The organism is Aeromonas media (assembly GCF_020423125.1).
In the GTDB taxonomy this organism is placed as follows: domain Bacteria; phylum Pseudomonadota; class Gammaproteobacteria; order Enterobacterales; family Aeromonadaceae; genus Aeromonas; species Aeromonas media.
Genome location: NZ_CP075564.1, coordinates 247,501 through 268,066, shown reverse-complemented (window position 1 = coordinate 268,066; position 20,566 = coordinate 247,501). Strand labels below are relative to the sequence as shown.

General features: G+C 63.6%; 18 protein-coding genes, 1 tRNA gene and 2 rRNA genes (1 of these 21 cut by a window edge). 9 read left to right on the top strand and 12 right to left on the bottom strand.

All coding sequences use genetic code 11. From position 1 onward, the window contains the following. Nucleotides 1-3: 3 nt before the first annotated feature. A complete protein-coding gene (locus tag KI797_RS01290) occupies nucleotides 4-1,614 on the bottom strand; it encodes a sensor domain-containing diguanylate cyclase (protein ID WP_171272802.1) in 1,611 nt (536 codons plus the stop codon). Nucleotides 1,615-1,723: 109 nt separating this feature from the next. Between KI797_RS01290 and KI797_RS01285 the strand changes: the two genes are divergently transcribed. Further along, a complete protein-coding gene (locus KI797_RS01285) occupies nucleotides 1,724-2,164 on the top strand; it encodes a DUF2214 family protein (protein ID WP_042648087.1) in 441 nt (146 codons plus the stop codon). Between the two features lie 133 nt (nucleotides 2,165-2,297). Further along, nucleotides 2,298-3,209 (top strand): DMT family transporter, encoded by a 912-nt coding sequence (locus KI797_RS01280; RefSeq protein ID WP_218410196.1) that lies wholly within the window; start codon nucleotides 2,298-2,300, stop codon nucleotides 3,207-3,209. Nucleotides 3,210-3,279: 70 nt separating this feature from the next. Here KI797_RS01280 and KI797_RS01275 read toward each other — a convergent pair whose 3' ends face one another. Further along, the gene (locus KI797_RS01275; RefSeq protein ID WP_226171110.1) at nucleotides 3,280-4,137 is read right to left on the bottom strand and encodes an AraC family transcriptional regulator; all 858 of its coding nucleotides are present in this window, start codon (nucleotides 4,135-4,137) and stop codon (nucleotides 3,280-3,282) included. Further along, nucleotides 4,134-4,622 carry a GNAT family N-acetyltransferase gene (locus KI797_RS01270; protein WP_161506811.1) on the bottom strand — a complete coding sequence of 163 codons (489 nt, stop codon included), beginning with the start codon at nucleotides 4,620-4,622 and terminating at the stop codon, nucleotides 4,134-4,136. Before KI797_RS01270 ends, KI797_RS01275 begins: the two co-directional genes overlap by 4 nt. A gap of 153 nt (nucleotides 4,623-4,775) precedes the next feature. Between KI797_RS01270 and KI797_RS01265 the strand changes: the two genes are divergently transcribed. Beyond that, entirely contained in the window at nucleotides 4,776-6,224 is a 1,449-nt protein-coding gene (locus KI797_RS01265; protein WP_226171107.1) for a catalase, read from the top strand. A gap of 644 nt (nucleotides 6,225-6,868) precedes the next feature. Here KI797_RS01265 and KI797_RS01260 read toward each other — a convergent pair. Next, a complete protein-coding gene (locus KI797_RS01260; protein ID WP_226171104.1) occupies nucleotides 6,869-7,186 on the bottom strand; it encodes a YnjH family protein in 318 nt (105 codons plus the stop codon). 222 nt (nucleotides 7,187-7,408) lie between these two features. Here KI797_RS01260 and KI797_RS01255 point away from each other — a divergent pair, with 222 nt between their 5' ends. After that, entirely contained in the window at nucleotides 7,409-8,653 is a 1,245-nt protein-coding gene (locus KI797_RS01255; RefSeq protein ID WP_226171101.1) for a hypothetical protein, read from the top strand. Nucleotides 8,654-8,730: 77 nt separating this feature from the next. Here the strand turns inward: KI797_RS01255 and KI797_RS01250 are convergent, their stop codons facing one another. Next, nucleotides 8,731-9,108, bottom strand: coding sequence for a hypothetical protein (locus KI797_RS01250; RefSeq protein WP_005330064.1), 378 nt, complete (start codon nucleotides 9,106-9,108; stop codon nucleotides 8,731-8,733). A gap of 195 nt (nucleotides 9,109-9,303) precedes the next feature. On the opposite strand from KI797_RS01250, the gene KI797_RS01245 reads away from it, so the two are divergent. The 4 genes from KI797_RS01245 to dhaR all read left to right on the top strand — a co-directional run bounded on the left by KI797_RS01245 (nucleotide 9,304) and on the right by dhaR (nucleotide 14,676). Further along, a complete protein-coding gene (locus tag KI797_RS01245; RefSeq protein ID WP_226172956.1) occupies nucleotides 9,304-10,683 on the top strand; it encodes a bifunctional NUDIX hydrolase/phosphatase PAP2 family protein in 1,380 nt (459 codons plus the stop codon). 10 nt (nucleotides 10,684-10,693) lie between these two features. Then, a complete protein-coding gene (ydiK, locus tag KI797_RS01240) occupies nucleotides 10,694-11,782 on the top strand; it encodes an AI-2E family transporter YdiK (protein WP_041206533.1) in 1,089 nt (362 codons plus the stop codon). A 201-nt stretch (nucleotides 11,783-11,983) separates the two neighbouring features. Next, nucleotides 11,984-12,688: an SDR family oxidoreductase gene (locus tag KI797_RS01235; RefSeq protein ID WP_226171098.1), complete on the top strand. Its 705-nt coding sequence runs from the start codon at nucleotides 11,984-11,986 to the stop codon at nucleotides 12,686-12,688. 98 nt (nucleotides 12,689-12,786) lie between these two features. Next, the gene (gene dhaR / locus KI797_RS01230) at nucleotides 12,787-14,676 is read left to right on the top strand and encodes a dihydroxyacetone kinase operon transcriptional regulator DhaR (RefSeq protein WP_226171096.1); all 1,890 of its coding nucleotides are present in this window, start codon (nucleotides 12,787-12,789) and stop codon (nucleotides 14,674-14,676) included. A 93-nt stretch (nucleotides 14,677-14,769) separates the two neighbouring features. Here dhaR and dhaM read toward each other — a convergent pair whose 3' ends face one another. The 4 genes from dhaM to KI797_RS01210 form a co-directional block, all read right to left on the bottom strand. Next, on the bottom strand, nucleotides 14,770-15,486 hold the full coding sequence (gene dhaM, locus KI797_RS01225; protein ID WP_226171093.1) for a dihydroxyacetone kinase phosphoryl donor subunit DhaM: 717 nt from the start codon (nucleotides 15,484-15,486) through the stop codon (nucleotides 14,770-14,772). A gap of 1 nt (nucleotide 15,487) precedes the next feature. After that, complete coding sequence (dhaL, locus tag KI797_RS01220; RefSeq protein WP_226171090.1) at nucleotides 15,488-16,117, bottom strand: dihydroxyacetone kinase subunit DhaL; 630 nt, start codon at nucleotides 16,115-16,117, stop codon at nucleotides 15,488-15,490. Between the two features lie 9 nt (nucleotides 16,118-16,126). Beyond that, nucleotides 16,127-17,197 (bottom strand): dihydroxyacetone kinase subunit DhaK, encoded by a 1,071-nt coding sequence (gene dhaK / locus KI797_RS01215; protein WP_226171087.1) that lies wholly within the window; start codon nucleotides 17,195-17,197, stop codon nucleotides 16,127-16,129. Nucleotides 17,198-17,435: 238 nt separating this feature from the next. Next, the gene (locus KI797_RS01210; protein WP_226171084.1) at nucleotides 17,436-18,794 is read right to left on the bottom strand and encodes an NCS2 family permease; all 1,359 of its coding nucleotides are present in this window, start codon (nucleotides 18,792-18,794) and stop codon (nucleotides 17,436-17,438) included. Between the two features lie 201 nt (nucleotides 18,795-18,995). On the opposite strand from KI797_RS01210, the gene KI797_RS01205 reads away from it, so the two are divergent. Further along, on the top strand, nucleotides 18,996-19,328 hold the full coding sequence (locus KI797_RS01205; RefSeq protein ID WP_226171081.1) for a cupin domain-containing protein: 333 nt from the start codon (nucleotides 18,996-18,998) through the stop codon (nucleotides 19,326-19,328). A gap of 124 nt (nucleotides 19,329-19,452) precedes the next feature. On the opposite strand, the gene KI797_RS01200 is transcribed toward KI797_RS01205, so the two are convergent. The 3 genes from KI797_RS01200 to KI797_RS01190 all read right to left on the bottom strand — a co-directional run. Then, a tRNA-Asp gene (locus tag KI797_RS01200) sits at nucleotides 19,453-19,529 on the bottom strand. A 98-nt stretch (nucleotides 19,530-19,627) separates the two neighbouring features. Beyond that, a 5S ribosomal RNA gene (rrf, locus tag KI797_RS01195) occupies nucleotides 19,628-19,742 on the bottom strand. A 125-nt stretch (nucleotides 19,743-19,867) separates the two neighbouring features. Continuing rightward, nucleotides 19,868-20,566, bottom strand: a 23S ribosomal RNA gene (locus tag KI797_RS01190) (it continues 2,191 nt past the right edge of the window).

Genomic DNA, 20,566 nt, shown 5'->3' with positions numbered 1-20,566 from the left:
CCCTCAGGCCTCTTCTTTGCTCAGTATCCCATCGTCTTCCGGCGGCACCTCGTTCTGTGCCGAGGGAGCGATTCCCCCCAGATAGATGCGGTTCTTGCCATCCCGTTTGGCGCGATACACCTCGGCATCGACGATATCGAGCAATTCCTTGGCATCCAGGCCGGGGGCGCTCGCCACCAGACCACCGCTGAAGGTGATCCCGAGGCCGGGCTCGCGCCAGTCCAGCGACGCGACCCCGATCCTGTACTGCTCCAGCAGCATCTGACAGAAGTGAATATCCGGGTTGGCCAGCAGCACCACCAGCTCCTCGCCACCATAGCGGCAGACCCAGCCGTGATCCTCCAGCAGCTTGGCGCCAAAGTTGGCCACCCGCTTGAGCACTACGTCCCCGGTCTGGTGACCATAGGTATCGTTGACCCGCTTGAAATCATCCAGATCGATCATGGCCAGACAGAACGGCTGGTGCTCAAGCAGCAGGCGATTGACTCGCTCGTCAAAAAAGCGACGGTTGTAAAGGCCGGTCAACTTGTCGAGGTTCGCCTGCTGGCGCGCCTCGTGGTAATCCTTGCTCACCTCCGCCAGCTCGGCATAGACATGCCTGAGTTCGTGCATGCCCCCATGGGGCACCTCGTCAGGCTGCATTCGGCTGGCGCGGATCATGGTGGAGATCTCGTCCAGCATGCGCCTGAAATAACGGGACCAGACCAGCGCCAACACCATGTAGAGCACGCTGGCCAGCAGCACCACCCCGAGCACGTTGAGCAAGGCCCGAGCCACCACGGCCTGGATGCTCGACGCCGGCTGCACGCTGATCAGCACCCAGTTCCGATCAGGCAAGTGGCTGTAGGCCACAAACTGCCGGGAATCCTGATCCAGGAAGATGCCATCCTCCCGACTGAAGCGGGAGAGCCAGCTCGGGTGGGTCATGGACTTGAGCAGTTGGGAAGGATCGGGGTGGGCCAGCACCTTGCCGGACTGATTGACGATCATCTGGTAACCACTGTTCAATTGCCGGTTCAGCTGGGCGGAGAAGGGGGCCAGCACGGCATCGACCGCGAACACCCCGCGCACTCTGCCCTCCTTGTCGGTCAGTGCCCGCGCCAGAGCGATGACCAGATTGCCGTTGGTGTAGTCGTAATAGGGCTCGGTCCAGACCATCTTGCCCACATGCTGGCTGGCCAGCTGATACCAGGGGCGCTCCCGGGGATCGAAGCCGGCATCCGCCTGCCATTCGGGATAGATCAACATCTGGCGTTCGGCGGTGCCGACATAGATATAGATGAGGTCTGCCATCACCCCCTTGTAGAGCTGCCACTCCTTCAGGTAGGTTTCGGCATGGTTCAGCCGGGGGCCGCTGATGTCCTCCACCTTCACCTGGTTGTAGATGAGGGTGAACTCGCGCTCCATCTCGTGCAGATAGGGTTCGATGAAGACGTGACGCAACTGGTGGTTGGTGGCGAGCAGGCGCTGTTGCAACTCGTGTTGCAGGCTGCGCTCCATGTGCAGGTAGTAGATGCCTCCCAGCACCAGTACCGGAATGAAAAGCAGCAGCAGGCCCAGACGCATCCGGGCAACCAGGGACCAGGTTTTTTTGGAGACTGCTCGCTTATCCAACCCTGACTCCTGCTATCCCCTGAGGTCGTGTAGTGTCAGAATATCAGCCCCGCCCGATGGCGTCCAAAAGGAAGCTTGCCATGTGGCCAACGAGAAGGAACAGGCTCGGATGTTGAACCCGGAACTGCTGACCGCGCTCCATTATTGCGCCGTGATCACCCTGACCGGCGCCATCACCTCGGAGTACTTTCTGTTCCGGCGTGGCATGTCCATCGAACAGGTGCGCAAGCTGCTGCTGGCGGACAGCCTGGCGGCGCTGGCGCTGCTGCTCATCTTCATCACCGGCGTGCTCATGGTGCTCGCCCACCCGCTGCAACCGGCGGCCCTGCTGGCCAATCCCGGCTATCGCACCAAGCTGCTGCTGTTCTTCGCCATGGCCCTCAGCTTCGGCTACCCCAGCCGGCTGTTTCATCACTGGCGCCGCTCTCTGCGTCAGGGGCGCGCCCCCATCGTCTCCATCCAGCAGCAGTTCTGGGTGATCTGGATCCTTCGGGGCAACCTGCTGCTGCTCGCCCTGCTGCCCCTGCTCGCCAGGCTGGCAAGCGACTGAGCACCGGCGCCCCTCCCTCATCCAGGGACCACGCCGGATCACAAATCACCGGCGACAAAGCCCCCCGCAGGCGGGTATCGTACTGACAGGGGCCAGAGTGCTCCCTTGACTGCTCTCTCAGGGATGAATCCGTATGCGTTCAAACATGATGTTATTGATGGCCGCCGCCATCTGGGGACTGGGCTTCGTCGCCCAGCGCCTGGGGATGGATCACATGGGGCCTTTCACCTTCAACGGCCTGCGCTTCCTGCTCGGCGCCCTCTCCCTGCTGCCGCTGCTGTGGTGGCTCAAATCGCGTCAGCCCAGGCCGCAACCAGGCTCACCATCCGGTGATCGCCGCCTGCTGCTGGTCGGCGGCCTGATCGCCGGGGGCGTATTGTTCAGCGCCGCCTCCCTGCAACAGGTGGGGCTGCTCTACACCACGGCCGCCAAGGCGGGCTTCATCACGGGTCTCTACATCATACTGGTGCCCGTCATCGGCCTGGCACTGCGCCACAAGACCGGGGCCAACACCTGGGTAGGCGCCCTCATCGCCATGGCCGGCCTCTACTACCTCAGCGTCACCGAAGAGTTCACCATAGGCTACGGCGATCTGTTGCAGGTGATCGGCGCCCTGTTCTGGGCCATTCACCTGCTGGTGCTCGATCACTACTCGAACCGGGTCGCCCCCATTCGCCTCGCGGGAGTGCAATTCGTGGTGTGCGGCCTGCTCAGTCTTGGCACGGCCTTTGTCATCGAAACTCCGACCCTCGGCGGCGCCATGGCGGGCTGGCAGGCCCTGCTCTACGCGGGTCTGGTCTCGGTCGGCATCGGCTACACCCTGCAGGTGGTCGGCCAGCGCGGTGCCCACCCGGCCCACGCCGCCATCATCCTGAGTCTGGAGACGGTGTTCGCCGCCATCGGCGGGGTACTGCTGCTGGGAGAGCATCTGGACGAGAGGGCCATCGTTGGTTGCGCCCTGATGCTGGCGGGCATGCTCATCTCCCAGATCCGGCTGCGCTGGTGGTGGAAGTCCCGCCGAAACAAGGTGTCCAGCCAGCCCTGATGTAGGCATGGCGCCATCCCCCCCCAATACAACGAGGCGCCCAAGGGCGCCTCGTTTCATTGCCACGCGCTTATCGCACGCTGGAGCAGAAGCTCACGTCATCCTGCAGGGGATCATTGCTCATGCTGTGATAGAGCTCGAAACAGGGGCCGTCGCCGAACGCCAGCCCGGCGGAAACGATGTCGCCTATGTGCTCCTGCCAGCGCGGCCCGTACTGGTTGCGATCCGTGATGAGGTAGCGGGACTGGGCGTAACGCCCGGCTGGGATGAGCTGGGTCTCCACCTCCCCCGCCCCCTGGGTCCCCACCGGCACTGTGATGCCGATGTCGGTACGGCACTGGGTCGGTGGCGTCACCTCGGGGTTGTCGTGGTAGATGAAGATCCACTCCCCCTGCTCGAGCCCGCGGGTAGCGGCCCACTGGTGCAGGTGGTTGCAGACGGCGTCATACCCTTCGCCATAGGGGCCGGTGACCCGGACATAGGCCAGAGTACGGGCGTCCATCTCGATGGTTTTCATGGTGTTGCTCCTTGCTGATGAGTGACCCTCAGCATAAGGATCCGGCTGCGCAAATGCGTGTCCATCCTTGCTCATCAGGTGTCCATTCTTGCTCTTGTCACGGCGAAACGCTCCCGGGGTGCAGCCATAGTGACGACGAAACGCCTTGGCAAAGGCCTGGGAGCTGGCCAGGCCAGCCCCCAGCGCGATGGCGGTGACGCTGGCGTCGGTGTAGCAGAGCTGCCAGGCCGCCCGCTGCATCCGCAGCCGCCGGTACATCTCCCCTGGCGCCTCCCCCACCACGGCGGTGAACACCCGATGGAAATGATAGAGGGAGAGGCAGGCGCGGCTCGCCAGCTCCTCGATGGAGAGATCCGGCTCCTGTTCGAGCGCCCGCAGCACGGGAGTCAGGCGCTCGCGATAGTCGATCATGAGCGCACCCTGGCCATATAGAGGGTGTCCACCAGCACGCCGTGGCGCAGGCCGTAATCCCGGGCGACGCCTTCCTGCACGAACCCGAACTTGCGGTAGAGCGCCTGCGCCGCCTCGTTGTCACTCCAGACGGTGAGCTCGAGGCGAGTCAGCCCGAGCCAGTTGTCCGCCAGATCCAGTGCGGCCGCCATCAAGGCCGTGCCCACGCCGCGCCCGACCCAGTCATCACGCACCGCCATGCCGAGGCTCGCCACGTGGCGTCGACGCGGGTTGGGCTCCTGCCACAGGGTCAGGTTACCCACCACCAGACCATCGGATTCGGCCAACAGCACAGTGACCCCGTCCCGCGGCTCGAGTCGCTGCTGCCAGTGGTGCAGCGAGGCGAAGGGGAGTTGCAGGGTGCCGGCCTGCGCTTTGGGCATGGCGTAGAGATCGCGCAGGGGGGCGGCATCTTCCGGCCCGGCGCGGCGAATGGTGATGGACATGAGACCTCCTGATTGGCTGAGTCCCATCTTGCCGCAAGGCTGGCGTTCGTTTCCACCCCCCATCAGCGAAACCAATCAAAGGGTTAGGCACACTCCATTGGAGCCGGGCGCGCCCTTCCCCTAGTCTGGCGACTCATCACAAGGAGATGCCCCATGACTGACAAGACCCTGCACAGCGCCAACGGCGCCCCCGTCGTCGACAACAACAACAGCCTCACCGCCGGCCCCCGCGGCCCCGTCTTGATGCAAGACATCTGGTTGATGGAGAAACTCGCCCACTTCGACCGCGAGCGCATTCCCGAGCGGGTGGTTCACGCCAAGGGCTCGGGCGCCTACGGCACCTTCACCGTCACCCACGACATCAGCCAATTCAGCAAGGCCGACCTGTTCAGCGCCGTCGGCAAGCAGACCCCGGTCTTCCTGCGCTTCTCCACCGTGGCCGGTGAGAAGGGGGCCGCCGACGCCGAGCGCGACGTGCGCGGCTTCGCCCTCAAGTTCTACACCGAGCAGGGCAACTGGGATCTGGTGGGCAACAACACCCCGGTGTTCTTCATTCGCGACCCGCTGAAATTCCCCGACTTCATCCACACCCAGAAGCGGGATCCGCGCACCAACCTGCGCAGCGCCACCGCCGCCTGGGATTTCTGGTCCCGCCATCCCGAGTCCCTGCATCAGGTCACCATACTGTTCAGCGATCGCGGCATCCCCAGGAGCCTGCGGGAGATGAACGGCTACGGCAGCCACACCTTCAGCTTCATCAACGACGCCAACGAGCGCTTCTGGGTCAAGTTCCACTTCAAGACCGAGCAGGGCCACAGCTTCTACACCGATGAAGAGGCCGCCACCGCCGTCGGGCAGGATCGGGAGACCAGTCAGGCGGATCTGTTCAACGCCATCGAGCGGGGCGACTTCCCGCGCTGGAAGGTCTATGTGCAGGTGATGCCGGAGGCCGACGCCCAGACCTACAAGATCCACCCGTTCGACCTCACCAAGGTGTGGCCGCACGGCGACTACCCGCTGATCCCGGTGGGGGTGCTGGAGCTCAACCAGAACCCGGACAACTACTTCGCCCACGTGGAGCAGGCCGCCTTCACCCCGGCCAACGTAGTGCCCGGCATCGGCTTCTCGCCGGATCGCATGCTGCAAGGGCGGCTCTTCTCCTACGGCGACACCCAGCGCTATCGCCTCGGGGTCAACCACGGCCTGCTGCCGGTCAACGCTCCGCGCTGCCCGTTCCACCACGGTGCCCATCGTGATGGCGCCATGCGCAGCGACAGCAATGGCGGCGCCAGCCCCAACTACCAGCCGAACCGCTTCGGTACCCAGCAACCGAGCGAGCAGCACGGACCGGCGCTGAGTCTGGAAGGGGCCGCCCTGCACTACGACTTCCGTGACCATGACAGCGACTACTACAGCCAGCCGGGGGATCTCTTCCGCCTGATGGACGAGGGGCAGCGTTCACGGCTCGCCGCCAACCTGGCGCGATCCCTGATCAACGTGGAGGATGACGCCATAATCGCGGCCCAGCTCAAGCACTTCGAGCAGGCCGACCCCGAGTACGCCAAACGGGTCGAACTGGCACTGGCCGCCTTGCAGCGCTAAGCCGCAAGCAGGCAATATCTGCAAAAGCAAAACGGGGGCCCGATGGCCCCCGTTGTCGTGATGTTGACGGTGATAAATAGAAAACGGAGCCCGAAGCTCGGTTTTTCAATGCCGTATCCATCCCGGACGCAGCGCCTTCGCGCGCTTCCCGCTCCCTTGCCAACAAGCGTTTGTACCACCAGCTCACTACGGCAACGACGTTGTGCATTGGCAGAGCGGCACCATTATCCACCCACGGTGATGAATAAAAACGGAGCTCGAGGCTCCGTTTTTTCAATGCCGTATCCATCCCGGACGCAGCGCCTTCGCGCTCTTCCCGCTCCCTTGCCAACAAGCGTTTGTACCACCAGCTCACTACGGCAACGACGTTGTGCATTGGCAGAGCGGAACCATTATCCACCCACGGTGATGAATAAAAACGGAGCCCGAAGCTCCGTTTTTCAATGCAGTATCAATCCCGGACGGAACGCGCTTCGCGCTCTTCCCGCTCCCTTGCCAACAAGCGTTTGTACCACCAGCTACTGCGACGACGTTGTGCATTGGAAGAGCGACGAGCCATTTCTTAGGTTCCAGCCAAAAGAAGAAAGGAGCTGCATTATGCGACAGGGGTCACGCCCGTGTCTGTAGCTGGATCAAGAAAAGGCTCACTGACCCACCCTGATCGTCTCCCTGCCGGTCGCCCCCTCGTCGACCGGCCCATACATGGCGGGTTCGCGCCAGGCCAGGGGCCCGTTGCTCTCCTGGTCGTTTTGCGGGCCGCACTCCAGCCAGAGATCCCCCTGTTGGATGCGAGATCCGAGGGAATATTTCTGATCCTGATACCAGCAGACCCGCTCGGGCAATGAGCCCAGGGGCAGCACCAGATCTGTGCCCACCGAATGGATGAGGGGGTTCGATGCCGGGGCCGCCAGCACGGGGAGCTGGCCGCCGAGGGCAAACAGACAAAACACGGTTCGGATCATGGGTGACACCTGTGACAACGAGAGAGTGATCCCCTAAAGCGACCACAGGTGTCGCCAACTTGACCAATAAATGTCGGCTCATCTGGCATTCCGGAAGCAATATGATAGCCTGCCAGCGCCCGCCGATCCCATGGGTGAGAAACCGGGCCAGTTCGGGTCATGCTGTCGGGAAAAGACAGCATATAACCTCATTAATCAAATAATTACTTGGATATGTTGTCGATGCGTATCATGCCGTTGCTCCAGGCCGCCTGCCTGAGCCTGATGTTGTCCGCCTGTGTGGCCCCCTTGCTGATGATGAGCCCCACCAGCCAGCTGATGTGGGCCCTGCTCAAACCCCTGGTCGGATTCGATCCGAACGAAGCCAACCTGTTCGAGCAGCCGTTGATCAAGGACAGGATGACCGCCATGCTGGGACCCAACTACGACAGCACCATGCAGTTGCTCAAGACGGCCAACGAGTTGCAGCAGGAGGGGCCGCTGTTTTACGTGGTCTCCCGCTACGCCCCGGTACCGGATGTAGCCAAACAGGCCGGCATGGTGTGGAACGCCGATACCAACCAGCTCTCCGTCATGTTGCAAAAGGGAGACGGCGCGACTCAGGTGTTTGGCGAGAACCTGACGACGGCGACCCCAACCTGGCCGAGCACCATGCAGGAGTGGCAGGCCGGCAACCCCACCGCCACCGCGCTCAGCGGCGTCGGGCAGGCGATGACGGGGTCCGGCACTTCCCTGCTGGGCAACATGGTGGGCAGCCTGCAGCAGAGCGCGACCCAGGCGATCTCCAGCTCCGCCAGCCAGGCGGTCAACGGCGCCACCAGCGCAGCGACCCAGCAGGTGAACAAGAGCGTCACCGGCACCCTGCAGCAGGCCAACCAGGCCGTGACGGATTCTGCCAAGCGGGCCGTGAGCGACTCAGCCACACAGGCTGCCAGCAGCGCCACCAGCGCAGCGACCCAGCAGGTGAACAAGAGCGTCACCGGCACCCTGCAGCAGGCCAACCAGGCCGTTACGGATTCTGCCAAACGGGCCGTGAGCGACTCAGCCACACAGGCTGCCAGCAGCGCCACCACGGTGCAGCCGCAGGCGAGCAAAGCCGTCAGCGACTCAGCCAAACAGGCCGCCAGCAGTGCCACCACCACGGTACAGCAGCAAGCGAGCAAGGCCGTCAGCGACTCAGCCAAACAGGCCGCCAGCAGCGCCACCACGGCGCAGCAGCAAGCGAGCAAAGCCGTCAGCGACTCAGCCAAACAGGCCGCCAGCAGTGCCACCACCACGGTACAGCAGCAAGCGAACAAGACCGTCAGCGACGCCTCCGCCACGGTGCAGCCGCAGGCGGACAAGGTCGTCAGCAATGCGGTCAGCACTGTGCACAAACAGGCCGACGCGGGAGCAGACAAGGCGATCAAGCAGAGCGATCAGGCCAGGGCGGATGCCGAGGCCGAGCTGGAGAAGCTGCTCAACTAAGATGGCGAACCCGCTCACCATGCAAACAGGCCATCCGAGGATGGCCTGTTGTTTATCTGCGAATGGGCAGGGGAGCCTTAAAAGTGGCGATCCTGCTCGGTTGGCTTTGCCACCTTGTCTTCGCTGTGTTCGATGGCCGTGCGGATAAGATCGACGCCAGCCCGGATGATCAGCACCCCCATGTTGACCAGCTTGACGCAGACCCACATGAAGGTGATGAGCAGGATCAGCTTGAGCACTGTCTGGAAGGCTTCCAGGAAGTTCTGCTCCAGCTGGGCGGTGAGGCCATTGGCGCTGCTCATCAGCCAGGTGTAGACCTCGCGCACGAAGGGGATACGGCTCGGCATCTCCAGCACGTCCAGTGCGGCAGGCAAGGCCTGGAAGATGACGATGCTGCCAAACAGTATCAGGATGACGCCGATGGCAATCCCCAGGAAGAAACCGAACTGTCGCATGAAAGGCCCCAAGATGTGTTGAATGAGAAGAACAATAGCCGCCAATACTAGGGACTGCCCGGGCCAACGGCAATCCTTGCACCCCAGATTGGATCGACGCTTGCCCTGCCGGCGCCGGCCATCCACCGGAGGTCATTGCCCAAGTATCTGATTTCTGTGACCCTTGTCCCCATCTATTCCCTTATTAGCGCCATCATGCTCAGACCCGCTCTTTTCCTGCTTCTGCTGCTCGGCACCCTGTCATCTTCCCTGTTTGCCGCCGAATCCCCCCCCTCTGCGGCCGCCTGCGTGATCCGCCACCAGCAGACGCTGTTGCTGGTGCAAGACAGGATCTCCGATCGCTACAGCCTGAGTGGCGGCTACATAGACGGGGGCGAGACGTCCGCCCAGGCGGCCCTGCGGGAGCTGTTTGAGGAGACGGGGCTCCATGGCCGGATCACCGGGGAGCTGGGGCGCTGGCAGCGCGCCACTGTATTCGCCTGCCAGACGCTGACCCCCATCCGGGCCCAGCGCGGCTCGGGTTTTGTCTCCCTGCTTGAGGCCCCGAACCTCGGCGGCGAGATCCTCAACGCCAGGCTGATCGACGTCGCCAGCCTGCCCCATGATCAGCGCCGCTTCCCGACGCAGCTCGACTGGCTCGCCCCCCGGCTGGCCGAGGTGCCCGAGAGCGAGGTGCAGTGGGTGCCGGACTTCAGTCTCGAAGGCGGCGCCCTGCACAGGGCAGAGCTGCCGCTTATCCAGCGCCTGCAGCAGTGGCTGGGGCCAGACGCGCGCTGGCTTGAGGTCGGCAATCTGCTGGGATCCGCGGCCTTCCAGCTAGCCCTGATCCCCTTCTTGCTCCCCCTGCTGGGCTGGCCAAGGCTGCGCAACCTGCTGTTTGCCATGGTGCTGCTCACCCTGCTGGTGCAGCTGCTCAAGGAGGGGATCGCCTGGCCCAGACCCTTCCACCTCGACCCCATGCTGGGGCAAAGGAGCGCCCAGGGCTTTGGCATGCCGAGCGGCCACGCCGCCTCGACCCTGCTGTTCTGGGGCCTGCTGCTCGGCGCCCTGACCTCCCTCAGAGCCTGGCAGGGCATGGCGCTGGCCTTGCTGCTGGCAGCCCTGGCCGGGCTGGCCCGCATCTGGCTCGGCGTGCACTTCCTCTCGGATGTGGCGGCCGGCCTGGGTCTCGGCGCCCTGCTGCTGGCGCTGCGCGCCCCTCTGGCGACGTTGGCGCAGCGCCAAGCTCCCTGGGCTCTCATGCTGCTGGCCTGCGCCCTGGCGGGCTGGCTGACCCAATCCACCGCCCTGGCGGGGCTCGCCATGTTCACCCTGGGACTGGTATCGGGTAATCTGCTACAACTCGAACGACACCCAGCTCCCGCCCTCCACGCCGCCGTGCTGGCCCTGGCGGGCGGTCTGCTCATTGGGGGACTGCTGTTGGCGCTCCCGATGCTCACCGACAGCTCAGTGCTGATCCTGGTGGGAAAAGGGTTACTCTATGGCTGCCTGGGATTCTGGCTGAGTGCCGCGCTCTGGTGGTTGCTGTCTTTTATCAATACGGGCTCCGGACCACGGAGCTCTCCCCCTCGCTAAAGGGAACGCAATGCATATGAAAAAAGTGGATTTGGCCAAGATCACCCTGGGCTTGCTGTTTCTCAGCCTGCTCATCATCTCGTGCTTCATGGTGCTGCGCCCCTTCCTGCCCGCTCTGGTGTGGGCCACCATGATCACCATCGCCACCTGGCCGCTGATGCAGATGGCCCAGCGCCTGCTGTGGGGCAAACGCACCCTGGCGGCGCTGCTGATGAGCTGCATCCTACTGCTGATGTTCGTCATTCCGCTGTTCATGGCCCTGGCAAACGTGGCGGAGAAGGCCCCCATGCTGATCGATCTCGGCACCGAACTGAGCCACTCGCCGCCCCCCGAGCTGCTCTGGCTGCAACAGGTGCCTCTGGTCGGCGACAAGCTGTTCGAGTTCTGGCAGCAGATCCTCGCGAGCGGCGGTCAGGTGCTGTTCGCCAAGCTGGCCCCCTACTTCGGCCAGACCGCCCGCTGGCTGGCGGCCCAGGCGGGCAACCTCGGCCTGCTGTTCGTCCACTTCCTGCTGACGGTGGCCATCTGCGGCCTGCTCTACCACTCCGGGGAAAAAGCCGCCGACGGCATTCGCCGCTTCGCCCACCGACTGGCGGGCCAGCGCGGCGACAACGCCGTGGTGCTCGCCTCCCAGGCCATCCGCGCCGTCGCCATGGGGGTGGTGGTGACAGCCCTGGTGCAATCCTCGGTGGCCGGAATCGGCCTGCTGATTGCCGGCATTCCCTACGTCATGATCCTGGTGGTGCTGATGTTCCTGCTGATCGTCGCCCAGATAGGCCCCTTCCCCGTGTTGCTAGCCAGCGTGGGCTACCTCTACTGGAGCGGTGATACCACCTGGGGCACCTTCCTGCTGGTCTGGTCCCTGCTGGCGGGCACCATGGACAACTTCCTGCGCCCCTTCCTCATCAAGCGCGGCGCCGACCTGCCGCTGATCCTGATCCTGGTGGGCGTCATCGGCGGCCTGCTGGCGCTGGGGATTATCGGGCTCTTTATCGGCCCCGTGGTGCTGGCGGTGGGTTACACCCTGCTGGATGCCTGGATAAAAGAGGGGGAGCAGACGCCCGCCGCAGAAGCGCCCGCATCCCCCCCGGTGGAGTGACCCACCCGCAAGAGAAGCAAGACGCCGCCCACTGGGCGGCGTCTTTTTTCGCACAGCTTGGGCCCGGTTGCGCCAACATAGAACCAAAGTTCGAATCAGCGCGTCAAAACACGAACCTGGGTTCGAATCCACCCCCTCCCTCCCCTAGGCTTCCCTAGCCCCTGCCGACACAATGGTTGCTCTATTGAAGGAGGAGACAAGATGAAAGAACTGAGAGCAACACGCGCCCTGATCAGCGGTGGCGCCAGTGGTATCGGGCTGGCCATCGCCGAGGCCCTGGCCAGCCAGGGGGTGGAGCTGATTCTGGTCTCGCGCCGCCTGGGGCTGCTGGAACAGGAGGCGGCGCGGCTTCAGGGCAGATACGGGGTGAGGGTACTGCCGCTCGCGCTGGATCTCTGCGACAGCGATCAGGTGCGCGCCTGCCACGCCGAGGCCCGGGAGCAGCTCGGCCCCATCGACCTGCTGGTCAACAACAGCGGGGTCGGCAGCGACTACCTGGTGCAGGACTTGCCGGAGTCGGAGTGGGACAGGGTCATGGACACCTGCGCCAAGGGGACCTTTCTGCTGACCCAGGCCTGCCTGCCGGACATGCTGGCCCACCGTCACGGCACCATCATCAACATCGCCTCCCAGGCCGCCAGGCACGGCTACGCCAGGGCCAGCGTCTATTGCGCCGCCAAGTTTGCCGTGCTGGGGTTCGCCAAAGCGCTGCGGGAAGAGGTGCAGCATCAGGGCATCCGGGTTCATACCCTCTGCCCCGGTCTGGTCCAGGTGCCGCCCCCGGCCTGCCCCGGGGATCGCAAGCCCGGCTGGCTGCAGGTGGAGGATCTGGCCGAGGCCGTGCTCTACACCCTGCGCCAGGGTGCCCATGTCCAGCTCGACGAGATCGGCATGACGGGGATCTGAGCGGGGGCCAATGGCATCACAGCCCTCTGAGACAGGTCACTGAATCTGGCCAGCAAGGGTGGTTAAATGGGGGTTCGTTTCCTTGCCGGATCTTCTCCATGCCACCCTCCCAGCCCTGGCCTGACTATCTGCAGGCCTCCTGGCTGCGCTGCGCCCACCAGACCAGCGCCACCCTCTGGCATCCGCCTCACCGCGCCAAGGGACAGACCTTGCAGAGCCTGCGTCAGCGCAAGCGGGATCTGCTCACCACCGGCGAGATGGCCCTCGAGGATCTCTACGAATTTATGGAGGGGCGCCCCTGCGCCCTGCTGCTCACCGACGAGAGCGGCTGCCTGCTGGCCCGCACCGGCCATCGCGAGACACTGGCAGAACTCGAAGCGCTGGGCTTTGGCCCCGGCGCCTTTTTCAGCGAGGGGCGCATCGGCACCAATGCCATCAATCTGGCGGCGCTGGAGGGCGTGCCGCTCTGCGTCAGCGGCCCCCAGCACTTCAACCAGACCCTGCACCCCTGGCACAGCTGCGCCAGCCCGGTCTACAACAGCAACGGCCGTCAGGTCGCCATCATGGCCCTGGTCTGCCGGGTGGAGGAGGCAACGGTCGGGGATCTGGCGCTCGCCGTCAGCGCCGGGCGCGAGCTGGCCCATCTACTGCAGATGGAGACCCTGATGCAGGAGTCCCAGCACCATCTGAGCGAGCTCTACGCCCTGCTCGACGGCATGGATGACGGCGTGCTGGCCTGGGATCCCCAGGGCCGGTTGCGCTACCTCAACGCGCTGGCGGCCAGCCGGCTGCGGCTCGATCCGGCGCTCTGTCTCGGCCAGCCCCTGGAGCAGCACCTGCTGCTGCCCCAGCGGTTGCAGCTGGCTATCAAGGGGCAGACGCCGCTCAGTCATGTGGAGGTGACGCTGGAGCGACTCGGTGCTCAGGAGGGGGAGTTTATCAATGCGCTGATAAGCCTCAAGCCGCTGCCGGGGCCGGAGGGGGTCAGCTTTATCGCCCTGCTGCACCCGGTCGATCGGCTGCGGGCCATTCACCAGCTGCGACAGACGGTGCCCGAGCTCTCGGCCCTGGTGGGGGAGTCGAGCGCCATGCGCAAGCTGCTGCGCCATGCCAGACAGGCGGCCCAGAGCACGGGCCCCATCCTGCTGCGCGGCGAGGAGGAGGTGGGCAAGGCCCAACTGGCGGAGGCCATCCACTTTGGCAGCGAACGGGCCGCCGGGCCGCTCATTACCCTCAACTGCAAGGCGCTGCCGAACGAGAGGATGGCACTGGAACTAATGGGCTCCGACGAGGCGGGACAGGAGCGGGCCGGCAAATTCGAGCTGGCCCACGGTGGCACCCTGGTGCTTGAACAGGTGGAGTGCCTCTCTGCCCCCATGCAGGCTGCGTTGCTGCAACTGCTCAAGACCGGTCGCATCCAGCGCTTCGATTCGGCCCGCATCCTGCCGCTCAAGGTGCGGATCATCGCCACCAGCAGCGCCCCGCTTGAGCTGCTGGTGCAGGAGGGGCTGTTTGGCCGCCAGCTGCTCTATGCCTTGCAGGCGTGCGAGCTCTGGTTGCCGGGGCTGCGGGAGCGCACGGCGGATCTGCCCGGTCTTATCAGCCAGCAGTTGGCGGCGCAGGGGCGCGAGCCGGTGCGCCAGTTCAGCCCGGCGGCCCTCGACTGTCTGCTCGCCTATCCCTGGCCCGGCAATCTGGGAGAGCTGCGCAGCGCGGTCGAGCATGCGCTGCTTCACGCCGGTCAGGGGCCGATCCCGCCGGAGGCGCTGCCCGCCGCCATTCGGCACGGCTATCAGCGGGTGGCGGACGAGGTGGTGGGGCAACCGCTGCTCACGCTGGCCGAGCTGGAGCGCCAGGCCATCTTGCGCTGCGCCCACGCCTGCAAGGGGCAGGTGAGTCAGATGGCACGGCAACTTGGCATCAGTCGCACCACCCTGTGGCGGCGGCTTAAACTGCTCGAGATCGATCCTGCGGACTACCACGGATAGCTGTGATGGGTGAGGCGCTGGCGCGCAAGAAGCCCCAAGCATTAAAAAGACAAGGCCCCGCACCGGCGGGGCCTTGTCCGTATGATGTGAACCTCAGTCGCCGAAGCGCTCCGCTGCCAGCTGCTGGAAGCAGGCCAAGGCGGCCTCGGCATCTTCCCCGCGCGCCAGCAGGGTGAGCCGGTCTCCCTGACGCACGTTGAGCATGGTCACCCGGGTCAGGCTGCGGGGGTTGGCCTCTTTATCCTCTTTTTGCAGCCAGAGTTCGGCGGCAAAGGGCTTGAGGGCGGCCACCAAGCGGGCAGCGGGGCGCACGTGCAGGCCGTGGGGGTTATCCACCACTACCTCGCAGCGCAGCCAGCCGTCGTCGGCAACGGGGGCCGTCTCAGTGGCGGATTGCGCCGGGCTGGCAGGCAGCATCGCCTGTTTCGGGCCCAGCGCGCCGAGCGCCTCTGCGGCCACTTCATCGAGGCTCATACCTGAACCTGCAGCCACCACGGCGGCCAGGGTGCCCTCGACCAGCGGGGCGGGGCAGAGCCGCACCCGAGCGCTTAACTCGGGGGGCAGCAGTTCAAGGGCGGTTTCGGCGCTGAGCAGAGCGCTGCCTAAGTCCATCAGTACCAGTACACCGCTGCCGTCGTCCGCTTCTTCTATCGCACTCATCACGGCGATGGCATCGGTGCCGATGGGGTGGTCAGGATCATCGACCCCGGCCGCCAGCAGCAATCTGGCCGAGCTGCCCAGCTGGTCGGCCAGCGCTTTCAATCCGGCCGCCAGCATGGCGCTGTGAGAGACCACTACGATTCCGATCATGTCACAACCTCGCTCTGTCACGCAGGGCGGTCAGCAGCAGCAGGGTCGAGGTGGCCCCGGCATCCTGATGGCCGATGCTGCGCTCGCCAAGATAGCTGGCGCGCCCCTTGCGGGCCTGCATCTGTATGGTGGCCTCGGTACCGGCGGCGGCGGCGGCCACCGCCTTGTCCAGCGCCTCGGGCAGCGGCAAGCCTTGTTGCTCCGCCTGCTGCAGGGCGGCCAGCGCCGGCCACCAGGCATCGCACATGGTCTTGTCACCCGGCTCGGCACGGCCACGAGAGACGATCCCCTCCACCCCATCACTCAGCATCTTGCCGAGCTGGCCGAGGCTCAGGCTCTGGCAGGCATCGGTGCTGGCCGCCGCCCGGATAAAGAAGGTGCCGTAGAGCGGGCCGCTGGCGCCACCGACCGAGGAGAGCAATGTCATGCCGGTGGTTTTTAGCACCTGACCGATATCCTTGTCCGCCACCACAGGCAGCTTCTCGGCCACCTTGGCAAAGCCGCGTTGCATGTTGAGGCCGTGGTCGCCGTCGCCGATGTCGGTATCCAGCGCGGTGAGGTAGTCACGCTGCTCGGTGAAGATGTGTTCGCAGTCGAGCAGCCAGTTGACGATGTGATGCTTGCTTAACATGGGTTCTCCTTAGCAGCCGCGACGCAGGGCAGGGGTGTGGACGGGGGCATCCCACAGGGTCATCAGCTCGTCATCCACCTTGAGTAAGGTGATGGAGATGCCGGTCATGTCGAGGGAGGTGCAGTAGGGGCCAATCAGGTTGCGCACCAGATGGATGCCTGCCTCTTCGCACAGGGTGGCGAGACGACCATAGACGCCATAGAGCTCGGAGATGGGGGTTCCGCCGAGGCTGTTGACCAGGGCGATAACTCGATCGCCCGCATTCAGCGGCTCGATAAAGGTGTGCTCTTCCTGCCAGCTGCCGGAGGCTCTGTCCCAGTGGCGCAGGGTGCGGCCATAGGGGGTGTTGTCAGCCAGCTCGCTGAACATGTCGTCCACCAGGGTATTGAGGTCGGTGAAGGGGCGGCGCTCGATGCCCGGCTCGCCGTGAATGCCCACGCCGAATTCCATCTCGTTGTCCGCCAGGGTGAAGGAGGGTTTGCCAGCGGCAGGCACGGTACAGGCGTGCATGGCAACGCCTATGGTGCGGCTCTGGTTGTTGATGCGGCGAGCCAGTGCCTCGCAGCGTGCCAGATCGTAGCCCGCCTCGGCTGCGGCACCCACCAGTTTTTCGCACAGCACGGTCGTGGCGACACCACGGCGACCGGCGGTATAGAGGCTGTCTTTGACTGCCACGTCGTCATCGATCAGCGAGAAGCCGACCTTGACCCCGTCGCCGTGCAGCAGTTCGACCGCGGTCTCGAAGTTGAGCACGTCGCCGGTGTAGTTCTTCACCAGAAACAGCACGCCCGCGCCGCCGTCGACCGCCTGACCGCACTCGTACATCTGATCCGGGGTCGGAGAGGTAAAAATCTCGCCGGGGCAGGCGCCATCCAGCATCCCCTTGCCCACCAGACCGCCGTGCATCGGCTCGTGGCCGCTGCCACCGCCGGAGACCAGCGCCACCTTGCCCATCACGGGGGAGTCGGCGCGGGTGATGTAGTGGGGTTCGATACGTACCTTGAGCTCGGGGTGGGCGGCCGCCATCCCCATCAGTTGTTCACGGACCACGGCATCGACGGCATTGATCAGCTTCTTCATGGCTCACTCCTTGGCTTGCCACCGCACGGGTGGGCAAATGGTTGATGAAGCCAGTCTAACGACAGAAAAAGGGATAAAAATGACGGTCGGTTTGGTTCGGATTTGAAACAGCTGAAGGGAGGTTGGCGTTTCAATCTGAAACGGCGCGGGGCAAACGGGCGGGAAACTGTTAGCGGCCTCACAGCCATGAAAAAGGGCCCCGAGGGGCCCTTCGCAACAACCGGAATAACCGGATGGGTTAGATGGCCCAGCCACCGGCATAGAAGATCACCAGCGCCAGGGCGATGATGACGGTGCCGACGTTCAGCTTCTTCCACTCGGCAGCGAAGATGCGGCCAACGACCAGTGCCACGAAGCCCAGCATGATACCGGTGACTATGTTGCAGGTCAGTACGATGAAGACGGCGCACAGCATGCCGGCGAGGGCATCGACCGAATCTCTGAAGTCCAGCTTGGTGACGTTGCCCAGCATCAGAAGACCGACGTACATCAGGGCCGGTGCGGTGGCGTAGGCCGGTACCAGATAGCTCAGCGGGGAGAGGAAGATCATCAGCAGGAACAGCACGCCGACCAGCGCAGCGGTCAGGCCGGTCTTGCCACCGGCGGCGGTACCTGCGGCAGACTCGATGTAGACGGCCGCCGGAGCACCACCCACCACGCCAGCGACCATGCTGCTGACGGAGTCGGCAGTCAGGGCCTTGCCGCCGCTGATGATGTGGCCACGTTCGTTGATGAGGCCCGCCTGACCGGCCACGGCACGGATGGTGCCGGTGGCGTCAAACACGGCGGTCATCACCAGTGCCAGTACGGTGGGAATCACCACCGGATTGAGGGCGCCCAGCAGATCCATGCTGCCTACCAGCGAACCTTTCTCACCAGTCAGGCTCGGCATGGCGAAGAAGCCCTGCCAGGTCACTTTCGGGTCGAAGATGAGGCCGAGGATGGAGATGGCGATGATCACCATCAGGATACCGCCCGGCACCTTGCGACGCTCGAGACCGAAGATGGCAGCCAGACCCAGCACCGTCATGATGACAGGGAAGGAGGTCACTTCCCCCAGCTGAACCGGCAGACCGGCTCCTTCGTTCTTGATCACCATGCCAACGCCGTTGGTGGCGATCAGCAGCAGGAACAGACCTATACCGATGCCGGTGCCGTGGGCGATGCCGGAGGGGAGGTTATCCAGGATCCACTGGCGCACGCCGGTGACGCTGATCAGGGTAAACAGCACACCCATCAGGAAGATGGCGCCCAGCGCGACCGGTATGCTCAGTCCCTGACCCAGTACCAGACTGAACGCGGTAAAGGCGGTGAGGGAGATGGCGCAACCGATGGCCATCGGCAGCTTGGCCCACAGACCCATCAACAGGGAGCCGAAGGCGGCGATCAGGCAGGTTGCCACGAAGACGGGGCCCTGCTCAAAACCAGCGGCACCCAGCATATTCGGCACCACTATGATGCTGTAGACCATGGCCAGGAAGGTGGTCAAACCGGCCAGCAACTCCTGGCGGACAGTGCTGCCACGCTGGGTGATGGAGAAATAGGAGTCCAGAAACCCACTATTGCCGGTGCGGGCCGTCATTTCTTGCGTTGCCATAACTCATCCTGAATGTGTGAAGGAAATCGTTTGCGTGATGGCGCGCAAAATAGCAAGAATTTGGCTAGATTGCAGCGGATCAGGCACCATTTTCCCGAACTTTTCCATTTAAAGCCTCATTGGAGGCCTCAACTTCCACATGGGAAGCACCTCATCAGCTTCTACACTCTTAGCTAGCCCCCATCAGCCGGAGACAAGCCCATGCACACAGGCAACCTGCTTGGCCAGATCCCCTCCCCCCTGCCCAATGAGGTGTTTACCGACCTGGTCAGCACCAATCACTTTCGCATCGGGCGCATCCTCTCCCAGGGACAACAAACCCCCACGGGGGAATGGTTCGATCAGGACGAACACGAGTGGGTAGCGCTGATGCAAGGCGAAGCCATCCTGGTCTTCATCACACCGGATACCGGGGTCCAGGAGCGCGTCCACCTTGGGCCTGGCGATTACATCAACATTCCGGCGCACCTTCAGCACAGGGTGGAGTGGACCCACCCTACCGAGACGACCGTCTGGCTCTGCATCTACTACTAGGGGAGTCCATTTTTCGCCGTGTTAAGGCACAACGAGAGAAGCCCAGTCGACAGATTGGGCTTCTTGGGATGCTGAATGCACATAGTAAAAAGGCCTTCCCGAGAGGGAAGGCCTTTCAAATTAGTGGCGGAGCGGACGGGACTCGAACCCGCGACCCCCGGCGTGACAGGCCGGTATTCTAACCGACTGAACTACCGCTCCGCTGTCTGGTTAGCTTTTTGCTAAATTGTCTGCCGTTTCAATGAGGTGTCATCCTCTCGGCCAATGATGTGATTTTGCACATCATCGTTTAATTGGGTGCCTGGCAGTGTCCTACTCTCGCATGGCGAATGCCACACTACCATCGGCGCTACCGCGTTTCACTTCTGAGTTCGGCATGGGATCAGGTGGTTCCACGGCGCTATGGCCGCCAGGCAAAAAACTTCATCTGGAAAGCTGACGTGAATAACAACTCGGCTAGTTTGCCTTGTCATTATCACTGAATTAGTTAGTAGTTCTTGGGGTCTGTTACAAGTCTCAGAACACTTCTTGGGTGTTGTATGGTTAAGCCTCACGGGTAATTAGTATGGGTTAGCTCAACACGTCGCCGCGCTTACACACCCCACCTATCAACGTTGTGGTCTCCAACGGCCCTTTAGGACCCTCAAGGGGTCAGGGATGACTCATCTCAGGGCTCGCTTCCCGCTTAGATGCTTTCAGCGGTTATCGATTCCGAACTTAGCTACCGGGCAGTGCCACTGGCGTGACAACCCGAACACCAGAGGTTCGTTCACTCCGGTCCTCTCGTACTAGGAGCAACTCCCTTCAATCATCCAACGCCCACGGCAGATAGGGACCGAACTGTCTCACGACGTTCTGAACCCAGCTCGCGTACCACTTTAAATGGCGAACAGCCATACCCTTGGGACCGACTTCAGCCCCAGGATGTGATGAGCCGACATCGAGGTGCCAAACACCGCCGTCGATATGAACTCTTGGGCGGTATCAGCCTGTTATCCCCGGAGTACCTTTTATCCGTTGAGCGATGGCCCTTCCATTCAGAACCACCGGATCACTATGACCTACTTTCGTACCTGCTCGACCTGTCCGTCTCGCAGTTAAGCTGGCTTATGCCATTGCACTAACCTCCTGATGTCCGACCAGGATTAGCCAACCTTCGTGCTCCTCCGTTACTCTTTGGGAGGAGACCGCCCCAGTCAAACTACCCACCAGGCACTGTCCGCGAGCCCGATTCAGGG